The sequence below is a fragment of the Streptomyces sp. enrichment culture genome (assembly GCF_964272855.1).
Classification (GTDB): Bacteria; Actinomycetota; Actinomycetes; order Streptomycetales; family Streptomycetaceae; genus Streptomyces.
In genome coordinates, this window is the sequence record NZ_OZ186847.1 from 5,680,683 (window position 1) to 5,693,947 (window position 13,265).

Sequence of the window (13,265 nt, forward strand, 5' to 3'; positions counted from 1 at the left end):
TGCGGCTAACTAAAGAATTTTGCCGGCTCATTGCGCGGCACAATGGAGGAATGTCCACGCCCACACAGCCGCTGCGGATCGGTCCGCACACCGTTCAGCCGCCCGTCGTCCTGGCCCCCATGGCGGGCATCACCAACGCGCCCTTCCGCACCCTGTGCAGGGAGTTCAGCGGCGGCAAGGGGCTGTTCGTCAGCGAGATGATCACCACCCGGGCGCTGGTCGAACGCAACGAGAAGACCATGCAGCTGGTCACCTTCGACCCCACCGAGCAGCCCCGCTCCATCCAGCTGTACGGCGTGGACCCGGCCACCGTCGGCAAGGCCGTCCGCATGATCGCGGAGGAGGACCTCGCCGACCACATCGACCTCAACTTCGGCTGCCCGGTGCCGAAGGTCACCCGCAAGGGCGGCGGCTCCGCCCTCCCGTACAAGCGCAACCTGCTCCGCGCGATCCTCCGCGAGGCCGTCAGCGGCGCCGGGGACCTCCCCGTCACCATGAAGATGCGCAAGGGCATCGACGACGACCACATCACCTACCTCGACGCCGGCCGGATCGCCGTCGAGGAGGGCGTCACCGCCATCGCCCTGCACGGCCGCACCGCCGCCCAGCACTACGGCGGCACCGCCGACTGGGACGCCATCGCCCGGCTGAAGGAGCACGTCCCGGAGATTCCGGTGCTCGGCAACGGTGACATCTGGTCGGCCGAGGACGCGCTGCGGATGGTCCGCGAGACCGGCTGCGACGGCGTCGTCGTCGGGCGCGGCTGCCTGGGCCGGCCGTGGCTGTTCGCCGACCTGGTGGCCGCCTTCGAAGGCCGGGACGACTACCGCAGGCCCGCTCTGCGCGAGGTCGCCGACGTCATGGTCCGGCACGCCCGCCTGCTCGGCGAGTGGATCGGCGACGAGTCCAAGGGCGTCGTCGACTTCCGCAAGCACGTCGCCTGGTACCTCAAGGGCTTCGCCGTCGGCTCCGAGATGCGCAAGCGGCTCGCCGTCACCTCCTCCCTGGGGGAGCTGCGCGCCGGGCTCGACGAACTGGACCTCGACCAGTCCTGGCCGGCCGGCGCCGACGGCCCCCGCGGCCGCACCTCCGGCAACAACCGGGTCGTGCTGCCCGACGGCTGGCTGAAGGACCCGTACGACTGCGCGGGCGTCGGCGAGGACGCGGAGCTGGACACCTCCGGCGGCTGATCAGCCGTTCTTCCCCGAGGGCGTCGAGCCGTACGCCGTCAGGAACCGGTCCCGGAACGCGCTCATCTTCCACACCGGCGCGTCCCCGGCCGGTTCCAGACCGTCCGTCCAGCCCCAGTCGGCGATCTTCTCCAGCACCTCCGGGTCCTTCGCGACGATGGACACCGGCACGTCCCGGCTCGCGTCGTCGCCGCTGACCCGGGCGATCGGCTGGTGGTCGCCGAGGAAGACCAGGACGGTGTCGTCACCGCCGTAGCGCCGCAGCCACTCGGTGAGGCTGGTCACCGAGTACTGGACCGACTTGCCGTACTCCTCCTTGGAGCGCGCGGAGCTGGCGACCACGTCCGCCGGGTCGGCGCCCCGCTTCTCGATGCCCTCGAAGATCCGCCCGTCGCCCAGCTCGTCCCAGCCGACCATCTCCGGGATCGGCGCCCACGGCTGGTGGCTGGAGGTGAGGATGACCTCCGCCATCAGCGGCTTGTCCCGCTTCTTGCCGTGCTCCAGCCGCTGGAACGCCTCCAGCGCGTACTGGTCCGGCATCGTCGACCAGCTGAACTTCGGCCCCCGGTAGCCGAGCTGGAACGCGTTGTACACCTTGTCGAGGCCGTAGAACTCCGCCTCCGGCCAGGCCTTCTGCACCCCCGGCATGACCCCGACCGTCCGCCACGCCCCCGTCTTCCGGAACGCCTTGGTGAGCGTGAGGTGGTCGCTGGACGTCGCCGTGCGGTACCGCTGTTGGTTGGCGATCCACAGGCCCGACAGGAAGGTGGAGTGGCCGAGCCAGCTGCTGCCGCCGTACGTCGCCGACGTCAGCCAGCCGCTCTTCGCCCGGAACCCCGCCTTCGCCAGCTCCTCGGTGCTCGCGTCCAGGGTGCGGTGGACACCGGGCCGGATCGCCGGGTCCTCGATCGCGCTGCGGCCGTAGCTCTCGATGAACGTGAAGATCATGTCCTTGCCGCGCAGATCCGGGACGAGCTCCGCGGGCGGGGTCGCGCCGAACGCGTCCGACTTCGCCTCCCGCGCGAACGCGGCCTCGTCCCGCAGCGTGGCCCGCACCCGTTCCGTCTGGCCGCGCACCAGCGCCGACGCGTGGTCGGAGACGACCGGTGCCCCGGCGAGCTGCACGCCCAGCGCGCCAGTCACGGTCCATACGACGGTGGCGGCCAGCGTCGACCGCACGGCGACCGTGCGATGCCGGACCAGCAGCCCCGCCACCCGGACCACGGACAGCGTGAGCAGCGCGCACAGCAGCAGCACGAGGACCACCGCCCCGACGGCCAGCCCGAGCGCGCCCGCCTCGCCCATCGTGTCCCCGGCGTACGACTGCGCGTCGTCGAGGAGTTCCCAGTCCAGGACCAGGTTGAAGCCCCGGCCCAGGTACTCCTGGAACCCCATGTCCAGCAGGTTCAGCACCGTCAGCGCGGCCAGCGCCAGCCCGGCGCACACCGCCGCCGCCAGCCGGGGCCGGCGCGGCAGCGCCAGCAGCAGCGCGGCCCCGACGATCGCCTCCACGGGGATGCGGAGGAACGTACCGGGGGTCAACGCCCGCACGGTGTTCGGCAGCAGCAGGGCGAACAGCACGAGCGCGACCGACAGGACGGTGAGCGTCCGGTCCAGTACGCGAGTGGCGGTGGGGTGCGCAGCACGCCATCGGGTGAAGACGGACACCCAGAGTCCTTCCGTACGCACGGGTCTGGCGGCGGACCCGGCGTGGGGGAAACGGGTCCGCCGCCATGACGTACGGCCCGTTCCCGCCCGGCGTTCAACGCGACGGCCCCGAGGTGCGCGGGGAACCGCGCGGCCGGCCCCACGCACCCGCACCCGCGGGACGACCTCCGCACCCGAGCCCTCAGACGCCCCCCACCGCGGTCAGCAACGCGAGAGGCGCTGCCGCGGACCGCGACTCCCGCACACACGCGTGCGGATACGGCACCGGCTCGGAATGAATGTCACGCCCGTACCCCGCCAGCACCTCCGGCAGCCGGCCACCGGACGCGCTCGCCGCGTCGACGAGCGCGTGCGCCACCGTGCGGGCCTCGTCGTGCAGGCCGTAGCGGGCCAGACCGAGGGCGATCAGCGCGTTGTCGTGCGGCCACACCGAACCCCGGTGGTACGACAGCGGGTGGAACGCCGGCTGGCCCGCCGCCAGGGTGCGCACACCCCAGCCGGAGAAGAAGTCCTCCTCGACCAGCCGCCGTCCGACGACCTCCCCGTACTCCTTGTCCAGCAGCCCCGACCACAGCAGATGCCCGGCGTCCGAGGCGAGCGCGTCCACCTGATGGCCCTCGCCGTCCAGCGCCAGCGCCGGGAAGGACCGGTCCGGCATCCAGAACTCCCGCTGGAAGCGGTCCCGCAGATCAGCGGCCGCCTGCTCCAGGAGCGCCGCGTAGGTTGCGTCCGCCCAGATCGCGCGGGCGAGCTGGGCCGTGCGGCGCAGCGCGTCGTACGCGTACCCCTGCGCGCCCGCCGCCATCACCGGGCCGCTCGCCCGGGTGCCGTCTGCCCAGCAGATCGCGCCGGGGGAGTCCTTCCAGTTCTGGTTGACGAGGCCGCCCTGGTCGGCGCGGTAGACGAGATAGCCGCGCGAGGTCAGCCCGCCGTGGTCCAGCATCCAGCCGACCGCCGCGCGGGCGTGCGGTTCCAGGCGGCGGGCCAGGGCCGTGTCCCCGGTCTGCTCGACGTACGCGCCGAGCAGCACCAGGAAGAGCGGGGTGGCGTCCACCGAGCCGTAGTACCGGCCGAACGGCACCTGCCCGAAGTGCGCCAGCTCGCCGTACCGCACCTCGTGCACGATCTTGCCCGGCTGCGCCACCGAACCCGGGTGCGCCTCGGCGGCCTGGGTCGCGGCGAGCGCGGGCAGCACGGCCGCCGCCAGCTGCGGGCGGTACGGCAGCGCGAACAGGGCGGTCAGCAGGGCGTCCCGGCCCAGCAGCGCCAGGAACCAGGGCGCGCCGGCCGCCGGGACCCGCAGATCCTCACCGTCCGGGCCGGTCGCCGGGATCTGCAGCGCCGCGAGGTCCGCGAGACCGCGCGCACAGGCCGCCGCCAGCTCCGGCCAGCCGGTCGGGAACGCCACGCCCTCCAAGAACCGCTCCTCCAGCGCGCCCAGCTGCTCGCCGACGGCGGCGGGGGAGCGGGGCACCCGCAGCGCCCGCCGCTCGCCGTGCGGGCGGGCCACCACCCGCAGGGTCAGCTCGGCCGTGCCGTGCGGCTCCAGTTCGAGGGTCCACACCAGGCGCCGGGCACCGGTGCCGGTCTCCTCGACCGCGTCCGGCGAGGGGTCCGCCGTGACCGTCGTGCACGACCGCCACTCGCCGCGCTGGTAGGTGAACTCCAGCCCGTGGCCGAGGACGACGCGGCGGCGGACGGCACCCGGCTTGGGGTAGGTGCGGTGGTCGGAGCGCAGCTCGAACTGGTCGGTGAAGTCCGCGTCGGCGGTGATGGCGAGCCGGACCGTGGTCGGCACCGGCCGGTTGCTGGTGACGCGCACCCGCTCCACGAACGAGCCGTCGCCGACGGCCTGTTCCCGGAAGAGCGTGTAGGCCGGCGGCTCCTGACGGCCGCCGCGCGGGACCAGGACACAGCGCGCGATGTCCCCGTCGCCCACCGGGGACAGCGTCTCCGGCACCGCGCCGTCGACGGTGAGCTGCCACCGGCTCAGATGCCGGGCGTCCCGCACGAACAGCCCGTCGGGGAGGCCCGGCCGCCCCGTGCCGCCGCCGCGGACGCCACTGATGTCGCCGCCGTCGCCCACGGCGGCGAACGTCCCGCCGTGCACGAGCGGATGATGCCGGTCCGTCATCCTCGGTCCCCTCCCCTGAGTTCACTGCTGGCGTTCTGGTCGTGCGACAGGTCGAGGGCGAGCGCGGCGGTCCAGCCGAAGCCGGTCGTGCCGCAGGCCTCGCCGGTGTACGGGTCCACGTACTCGGCGAACCCGGAGGTGTCCGCGAGGTCGACGAGCGCCGTGCGCAGCGCGTCGGCCCGCTCCCGCTCGCCGTGGACGCGCAGCCCCCGCTCCACCAGCCAGCTCGTGTTGAACCAGGCCGGGCCCCGCCAGTACCGGTGCCGGTCGAAGGCCTCGCCGAGCAGGTCGTAGCTCGGCACCAGCCGGGTGGTGCCGCCGAGGCCGAAGTGCGGGCCGGTGAGGGTGCGCACCAGGGCGTCGGCGACGGCGCGGGGCAGGGTGGGCAGGAGCAGCGGGATCAGGCCGGACACGCCGCGCTCGGGGATGAGCTCACCGGTGCGGACGTCGCGGCAGAAGAACATCGAGCGGCCGGGGTCGTAGAGCCGGTCGACCAGCGCCTGCGTCAGCTGTTCCGCGCGGGCGCGGCGGGCGGTGCCGGCGGCGCCCAGTTCCGCGGCGATCCGGGCCAGCGCGTGCTCGGAGGCGATGAGCAGGGCGTTGAACGCCGGGTCCTCCACGGCGAAGTCGCCGGGACCGTCCCCCTGCCTCCCGCCCGTCCCGTCCCCCTGCCTCCCGCCCGTCCCGTCCCTGTACCCCCGGTCCCGGTAGTCCGCCGCCAGCCGTACGTAGCGGCCGTAGTCCAGGTCCGTCGGCCGGTCCTCGGCGGCGCCGTGGTCGAGGTCGGCGCGGCGGAAGGAGCGGGCCGGGGCCGGGGTGACCCGGGCGAGCGGGGCGTCCCAGCAGGGGCTGTTGTCCATGCCCTGCTCCCACGGGTGGACGACCGAGGCGAGCCCGCCGCCGCCCAGGTCGCGCCGGTGCAGCAGATAGCGGTGCCAGGCCGCCAGCCGCGGATACACCCCGGCGAGGAAGCCGCGCGCCCGCGACAGCACCGGGTCGGCGCGGTGCACCAGCCACGCGGCCAGCGCGTGCACCGGTGGCTGCACGATGCCCGACGTCTGTACGGTGCGCGGGGCGCCCGCGGCGCGCCCCGCCGCCGACGAGCGCCAGAAGTCGGGGCTCGGGAAGTAGGCGTCGAGCGGGACGGAGGGGTTGAAGACGATGTGCGGGATCCGCCCGTCGCGCCACTGGGCGGCGAGCAGTGTCTCCAGCTCCGTCTGCGCCCGTAACGGGGACAGGTGCCGCAGCCCGATCGCGATGAACGCGGAGTCCCACGACCACTGGTGCGGGTACAGGCTGTGTGAGGGCACGGTGGAGGTGCCCGTCCAGTTCTGCTCCAGGACCCGAGCGGCGCCGGCGTACGGCGGCGCGTGCGGGCCCGGCGGCGGATCGTATGCGACGGCGCGCTCGGCGCCGGGGACGGTCAGTTGGGCGGTGCGATCCACTCGGGGCTCCCCGAAAGGCGTCCGGCCGACCGGTTCGGTCTTGGCCACCATAGAGTTACGTCTATTTAACACGCAAAACTCAATATGTAATGCAGGCTTGAGAAACACAAGGGGGTGCGCATGACCGGACGGCCGGGAAGGACCGGAAAGGGCGGCGGCCAGGCGAGTGCCGGCGATCTGCTCGAGCTGGTGCGGAGCGGCCGCGCCACCACACGGGGCGCGCTCCAGCAGGTCACCGGGCTGTCCCGGGCCACCGTCGGCCAGCGCCTGGACCGGCTGTTCCGCGCGGGCTGGCTGCGCGAGGGCGCCGGCGGACCCGTGGACTCCCCGCTGGGCGGCCGCCCCTCCATCACGCTGGAGTTCGACGACGAACACGCCGTGGTCCTCGCCGCCGACCTCGACACCCGGCACGCCCGCGCCGCCGTCCTCTCGCTCACCGGCGAGATCCACGCCGAGCACACCGGCACCCTCGTCATCGAGGACGGCCCCGAGGCGGTCCTCGGCGAGCTGGGCCGCTGGTTCGCCGAACTGCTGGAGAAGGCCGGGCACCGGGCCGACATGGTCTGCGGCATCGGGCTGGCCGTGCCGGGCCCGGTCGACAACGGCACCGGCCGGGTCGTCCAGCCACCGATCATGCCCGGCTGGGACGGCTACGACATACGGGGCCGCCTGGCCAGGGCCTTCACCGACCACACCGGCACCGGCGAGGTGCCCGTCCTGGTCGACAACGACGCCAACCTCATGGCCTACGGCGAACAGCGCACGTCCTGGCCGGACTGCTCGGCGTTCGTCCTCGTCAAGGTCTCCACCGGCATCGGCGCCGGAGTCGTCGTCGACGGCTCGGTCTACCGGGGCTTCGACGGCGGCGCCGGGGACATCGGCCACATCCGGGTCCCGGAGGGCGCGGGCGCGCTGTGCAGGTGCGGCTCCTACGGCTGTCTCGCGGCCGTCGCCAGCGGCGGCGCCGTCGCCCGGCGGCTCGCCGAGAGCGGGGTGCCGGCGGCGTCCGGCTCGGACGTACGGGACCTGCTGGCGGCCGGGCACCCCGAGGCGGTCGGGCTGGCCCGGGAGGCGGGGCGCAGAGTCGGGGACGTGCTGGCGACGGTGGTGACGCTGCTGAACCCCGGTGTGCTGATGATCGCCGGAGATCTGGCCGGAACTCCCTTCCTGACAGGCGTGCGGGAGCTGCTGTACCAGCGGGCGCTGCCGCGCTCCACCGCCCGTCTGGAGGTCGTCACCTCGCGGCTGGGGGAGCGGGCGGCGCTGGTGGGGGCCGGGGCGCTGGTCGTGGAGCACCTGTACGCGCCCGAACGGGTGGAGGAGCGGCTGCGGGCGATGGGCGTGTGACGTCCGGTTTTCCGTCTCGGGACGCGTCCGGATGGTGAAATCCGGCGGCTCGTGGCAGCGTGATTCTCGCCACCCTTGATAAGGGTTGCGCTCAGATGAGCGGATCATGGGCGACTGCACTTCTCCAAGGGGTGGCACTCAGTGCCACCCCTTGATCGTTCATCGATCGAAATCAGACGTGCCGGAGGCCGCTCACATGAGCGAAAAACCCGCTCTGTGAAGGTGGATGCGTTCAAGAAGTGAAAACATAAGCCGTCGGCGGCTTACCAAGCTTTGACTTTCGATCCGCTGGCGGACGAGTGGTTACAGGCGCATGACGCACAAGTAGACGTACCCAGGCGCCTTCGATCTGGGTATGTTCCTCGCCGTCAGGGCAGCCACCGCGTCCTCGAGGAGTCGAGACCCGTGTCGGAAAACAAAGATCCCCAGGTAGCCGAGCAGGCCGGCAGCGTTGAGGGCGTGAAGTTCGTCTACGACTTCACCGAAGGCAACAAGGACCTCAAGGACCTCCTCGGCGGCAAGGGCGCGAACCTCGCCGAGATGACCAACCTGGGCCTTCCCGTCCCGCCCGGCTTCACCATCACCACGGAGGCCTGCAAGGTCTACCTGGAGAGCGGCGAGGAGCCGGCGGCACTGCGTGACGAGGTGAGTGCGCACCTCGACGCGCTGGAGCAGCGGATGGGCAAGAAGCTGGGCCAGGCCGACGACCCGCTCCTGGTGTCGGTCCGCTCCGGCGCCAAGTTCTCCATGCCGGGCATGATGGACACCGTCCTCAACATCGGCCTCTCCGACAAGTCGGTCCAGGGCCTCGCCAAGCAGGCCGGCGACGACCGGTTCGCCTGGGACTCCTACCGCCGCCTCATCCAGATGTTCGGCAAGACCGTCCTCGGCGTCGACGGCGAGCTCTTCGAGGAGGCGCTGGACAAGGCCAAGGAGGCCAAGAAGGTCACGGTCGACACCGAGCTGGAGGCCGCCGACCTCAAGAAGCTCGTCACCGCCTTCAAGAAGATCGTCAAGAAGGAGGCGGGCCGCGACTTCCCGCAGGACCCGCGCGAGCAGATGGACCTCGCCATCAAGGCGGTCTTCGACTCCTGGAACGGCGACCGCGCCAAGCTGTACCGCCGCCAGGAGCGCATCCCGCACGACCTCGGCACCGCCGTCAACGTCTGCTCGATGGTCTTCGGCAACCTCGGCCCGGACTCCGGCACGGGCGTCGCGTTCACCCGTGACCCCGCCTCCGGCCACCAGGGCGTCTACGGCGACTACCTGCAGAACGCCCAGGGCGAGGACGTCGTGGCGGGCATCCGCAACACGGTCCCGCTGGCGGAGCTGGAGTCGATCGACAAGAAGTCGTACGACCAGCTGATGCAGATCATGGAGACCCTGGAGAACCACTACAAGGATCTCTGCGACATCGAGTTCACCATCGAGCGCGGCCAGCTCTGGATGCTCCAGACCCGCGTCGGCAAGCGCACGGCGGGCGCGGCCTTCCGCATCGCGACCCAGCTGGTGGACCAGGGCCTGATCGACGAGGCCGAGGCGCTGCAGCGCGTCACCGGCGCCCAGCTCGCCCAGCTGATGTTCCCCCGCTTCGACGAGAAGGCGAAGGTCGAGCAGGTCGGCCGGGGCATCGCCGCCTCGCCGGGCGCGGCGGTCGGCAAGGCGGTCTTCGACTCGTACACCGCGGTGAAGTGGTCCCGCTCCGGCGAGAAGGTCATCCTGATCCGCCGCGAGACCAACCCCGACGACCTGGACGGCATGATCGCGGCCGAGGGCATCCTCACCTCGCGCGGCGGCAAGACCTCCCACGCGGCCGTCGTCGCCCGCGGCATGGGCAAGACCTGTGTCTGCGGCGCGGAGGAGCTGGAGGTCGACACCAAGCGCCGCCGGATGACGGTGCCGGGCGGCCACGTGGTGGAGGAGGGCGACCTGATCTCCATCGACGGCTCGTCGGGCAAGGTGTACCTGGGTGAGGTCCCGGTCGTCCCGTCCCCGGTCGTCGAGTACTTCGAGGGCCGCATGCACGCCGGCGCCCAGGACGCCGACGAACTCGTCGAGGCCGTGCACCGCATCATGGCGTTCGCGGACCGCAAGCGCCGCCTGCGGGTGCGCGCCAACGCCGACAACGCCGAGGACGCGCTGCGCGCACGCCGCTTCGGCGCCCAGGGCATCGGCCTGTGCCGCACCGAGCACATGTTCCTCGGCGACCGGCGCGAGCTGGTCGAGCGGCTGATCCTGGCCGACACCGAGGACGAGCGCGAGGAGGCCCTGGCGCAGCTGCTGCCGCTGCAGAAGAAGGACTTCGTGGAGCTGTTCTCCGCGATGGACGGCCTGCCCGTCACCGTCCGGCTGCTCGACCCGCCGCTGCACGAGTTCCTGCCCGACATCACCGAGCTGTCGGTCCGCGTGGCCCTCGCCGAGTCCCGCCAGGAGCCGCACGAGAACGAGCTGCGCCTGCTCCAGGCCGTGCACCGCCTGCACGAGCAGAACCCGATGCTGGGTCTGCGCGGCGTGCGCCTGGGCCTCGTCATCCCCGGCCTGTTCACCATGCAGGTCCGCGCGATCGCCGAGGCGGCCGCCGAGCGCAAGAACGCCAAGGGCGACCCGCGCGCCGAGATCATGATCCCGCTCGTCGGCACCGTCCAGGAGCTGGAGATCGTCCGCGAGGAGGCCGACCAGGTCATCGCCGAGGTCGAGGCCGCCACCGGCACCGAGCTGAAGCTGTCCATCGGCACGATGATCGAGCTGCCGCGCGCCGCGGTGACGGCCGGTCAGATCGCCGAGGCCGCCGAGTTCTTCTCCTTCGGCACCAACGACCTGACCCAGACGGTGTGGGGCTTCAGCCGCGACGACGTGGAGGCCTCGTTCTTCACGGCGTACCTGGAGAAGGGCATCTTCGGAGTCTCGCCGTTCGAGACCATCGACAAGGACGGCGTCGGCTCGCTGGTCAAGCAGGCGGCGAAGGCGGGCCGCGAGACCCGCCCGGACATCAAGCTCGGCGTCTGCGGCGAGCACGGCGGCGACCCCGAGTCCGTCCACTTCTTCCACGAGGTCGGCCTGGACTACGTCTCCTGCTCCCCGTTCCGCATCCCGGTCGCCCGCCTGGAGGCCGGCCGCGCGGCGTCGTCGTCGGAGGGCAGCGACCACCGCTGACCCTCACTCGGAGGCCGGGCCCACCACCCGGCCTCCCCGGCCCCGGAGCCGTCGCTTGTCACCCGACCCTCACCGATCGGCGACGGCTCCGGTCACTCAGGAAAGGGCGGCACCCTGTGCGGGGGTGCCGCCCTTTCAGGCATTTGTGCGGGTACCCCCAAGCTGGGCCGCACCGACGTGGTCGCGGCCCCGCGCTCCGGGGTCTCCTCACCCGTGACGGCGGCACGCTCCGACTGGGCTTGGAGTACCCGCGCGTGTCGGACAGATCAGGTCCGCAGGTACCATCACACTGGCTGGCGTGTGACCGAATCGTCCTCATATGTCTGGGAGCATGCATGCCATCTGTGCGAACGGTCGGAGCCGGCGGCGACAACAAGCCTGACGACGTGGAAGAAGTGCAGGCGTTCCTCAACGTCTGGCGGAAGGACCAGGGCCTTCCCGCAATCGACGAGGACGGCGTGGTCGGCTCCGTCACCATCGATGTGATCAACGCGTTCCAGGCGGTCCGGGGAGGGAACGGAGACGGTCAGATCTCCGTGGTGGACTGCAGCGACTGCGACGACGGCCGAATCGCCCTGGAGCACCTCGGCGCCTCCGACGAGGTGCAGGGGCAGGGTGACGGGGCGGACCAGAAGGAGGCGTGCGAGGCAGCCAGGGCCGACTGCAAGGCACAGGTGAACTGTCCGCCGGGCACCTTGCAGATGGGGAAGTGCTACTGCTGGCGCGGCGGCGAACTGGGGTGGACATGTACGGTCAAGTGCGGTTGTTCCACTCCGGTCGCATGATTCGCCCAGCGCGGTCCCACCGGCTTTCCGCGTGACCCCGCCCGCCCCCACGGCGGGCGCGTCCGCCTCGGCCAGTGCCTCGGTCGCCGGGCTTCGCTCATGCGGCCCCGGTCACACGGCGAACCAGCAGCGCACCGTCGTGCCCGCGTCGTCCGTGTGCGTGCGTACGAGGTCGGAGACCAGGTTGACCAGCAGCAGCCCGCGTCCGCCGCGCTGTGTCTGCGGGGCGGGCCGGCGGCCGGCGAGCGGGTCGGTGAGCCTGCCCCTGTCGCGCACCTCGACCACCAGGTGTCCGTCCTCCGCCCACACCCGCACGGTGCCCGTGCCGCCGCCGTGCACCACGCTGTTGGTGGTCAGCTCGGCGGTGACCAGGGCGAGGTCGCCGAGCCGGGTGCCGGTGAGGCCGTGGCGGGCGCCCTCGCCGGTGACGACGTGCCGGGCCTCCGGCAGCGACTCCGCGTCGAACACGACGGCCAGGGCGTCCGGGACGACGGTCAGGGGCCGGTTGTAGCGGGCGACGACGCCGTCGGGGTCGTAGGCCTCACTGACCCGCCCCGCGCCGCCGGTGCCCGCCTCCACGACCGTGGGATGGGTGGCGCAGGCGTCGGCGACCACGTCGGCCTGGAGGCGGCTCACGTCGTACGGGCACAGGATGGTCACCGCGCGGCCGGTGAACGCGGCGTTGATGAGCGCCTCGTGCTGGACGCAGGCCGGGTACTCGGTCGCACTGCGACCCGCCCAGACCGGCTCCCCGATGATCCGCACCCGGCGGCCGGGCGGCTGCGCGTCGGCGAACTGGCGCAGCACACCGGGGATGATCCGGCCGGGGTTGCGGCCAGCCTCCCGCATGTCCAGCAGCCGAACGTCGGCGGCCGCCTCGCCCAGCCCGTCCCGGATCAGCGCCAGCCGCTCCCCGGGCACGGCCACCGCGACCGGCTCCCCGGCGTCCAGCCCCTCCCGCACGAAGGGGACGGTGCCCGCCAGGTACTCCTCGTCGTCGCCGTAGAACAGGGCGGGGTGGATGAACGGGTCGTCGTCGCTGTGCACGGCGTCGGCACCCATGGCATCGGTACTCATGACATCGACACCTCGATCGCCGGCAGGTCGGGCCAGAACAGTTCCAGGGTGCGGCGCAGCGCGAACGGAGGCCGGTGCAGCACCATACGCCCGTCGCCCAGCCGCCCGGCGGCGGCCACCAGCACCCCGGCACCGGCGACGTCGACGAACGTCACCGCGGACAGCTCGAGATGGCACATCCCCTCGCCGTCCCGGACGGCCCGGTGCAGGGCACGCTCCCAGATCCCGTGCGTGGTCAGACCGACCTCGCCGGCCGCCCGCACCCCGCGCCGCTCGGCCAGCGGCGACACCGTCAACCGCACGCCGCCTCCCACTCTCTCGGACGACAACGCACGTACCCGCGCGCAGTACCGGTCATTCCCGGCCGCTCCATCACGGATGGGTGTACCGCCCCGCACACCGGGCAGGCGCACGGTGTCGCGAGGACGGACGACAACGGTTGAGCCGAACGGACGATGTTGAGTCG

The 13,265-nt window shown here is 72.3% G+C and carries 9 protein-coding genes; 4 read left to right on the forward strand and 5 right to left on the reverse strand.

The features are described 5' to 3' along the window. Positions 1-50 precede the first annotated feature (50 nt). Positions 51-1,190 (forward strand): tRNA dihydrouridine synthase DusB, encoded by a 1,140-nt coding sequence (gene dusB / locus ACSU6L_RS25040; protein ID WP_437060222.1) that lies wholly within the window; start codon positions 51-53, stop codon positions 1,188-1,190. Here the strand turns inward: dusB and ACSU6L_RS25045 are convergent, their stop codons facing one another. The 3 genes from ACSU6L_RS25045 to ACSU6L_RS25055 form a co-directional block, all read right to left on the reverse strand. Continuing rightward, positions 1,191-2,858: a CDP-alcohol phosphatidyltransferase gene (locus tag ACSU6L_RS25045; protein WP_437060224.1), complete on the reverse strand. Its 1,668-nt coding sequence runs from the start codon at positions 2,856-2,858 to the stop codon at positions 1,191-1,193. Positions 2,859-3,039: 181 nt separating this feature from the next. Further along, positions 3,040-4,992 carry an amylo-alpha-1,6-glucosidase gene (locus ACSU6L_RS25050; RefSeq protein ID WP_437060226.1) on the reverse strand — a complete coding sequence of 651 codons (1,953 nt, stop codon included), beginning with the start codon at positions 4,990-4,992 and terminating at the stop codon, positions 3,040-3,042. Then, positions 4,989-6,437 (reverse strand): MGH1-like glycoside hydrolase domain-containing protein, encoded by a 1,449-nt coding sequence (locus ACSU6L_RS25055; protein WP_437060228.1) that lies wholly within the window; start codon positions 6,435-6,437, stop codon positions 4,989-4,991. The genes ACSU6L_RS25050 and ACSU6L_RS25055 overlap by 4 nt, the downstream gene beginning before the upstream one ends. A gap of 120 nt (positions 6,438-6,557) precedes the next feature. Here ACSU6L_RS25055 and ACSU6L_RS25060 point away from each other — a divergent pair, with 120 nt between their 5' ends. The 3 genes from ACSU6L_RS25060 to ACSU6L_RS25070 all read left to right on the forward strand — a co-directional run bounded on the left by ACSU6L_RS25060 (position 6,558) and on the right by ACSU6L_RS25070 (position 11,722). Next, positions 6,558-7,784, forward strand: coding sequence for an ROK family protein (locus tag ACSU6L_RS25060; protein WP_437060229.1), 1,227 nt, complete (start codon positions 6,558-6,560; stop codon positions 7,782-7,784). A gap of 405 nt (positions 7,785-8,189) precedes the next feature. Next, positions 8,190-10,937, forward strand: a complete 2,748-nt coding sequence (gene ppdK, locus ACSU6L_RS25065; protein ID WP_437060231.1) for a pyruvate, phosphate dikinase — start codon at positions 8,190-8,192, stop codon at positions 10,935-10,937. A 335-nt stretch (positions 10,938-11,272) separates the two neighbouring features. After that, a complete protein-coding gene (locus tag ACSU6L_RS25070) occupies positions 11,273-11,722 on the forward strand; it encodes a hypothetical protein (protein WP_437060233.1) in 450 nt (149 codons plus the stop codon). 111 nt (positions 11,723-11,833) lie between these two features. Here the strand turns inward: ACSU6L_RS25070 and ACSU6L_RS25075 are convergent, their stop codons facing one another. Next, entirely contained in the window at positions 11,834-12,799 is a 966-nt protein-coding gene (locus ACSU6L_RS25075; protein ID WP_437060235.1) for an anti-sigma factor RsbA family regulatory protein, read from the reverse strand. Beyond that, the gene (locus tag ACSU6L_RS25080; protein WP_437060237.1) at positions 12,796-13,101 is read right to left on the reverse strand and encodes an STAS domain-containing protein; all 306 of its coding nucleotides are present in this window, start codon (positions 13,099-13,101) and stop codon (positions 12,796-12,798) included. The genes ACSU6L_RS25075 and ACSU6L_RS25080 overlap by 4 nt, the downstream gene beginning before the upstream one ends. Positions 13,102-13,265 lie beyond the last annotated feature (164 nt).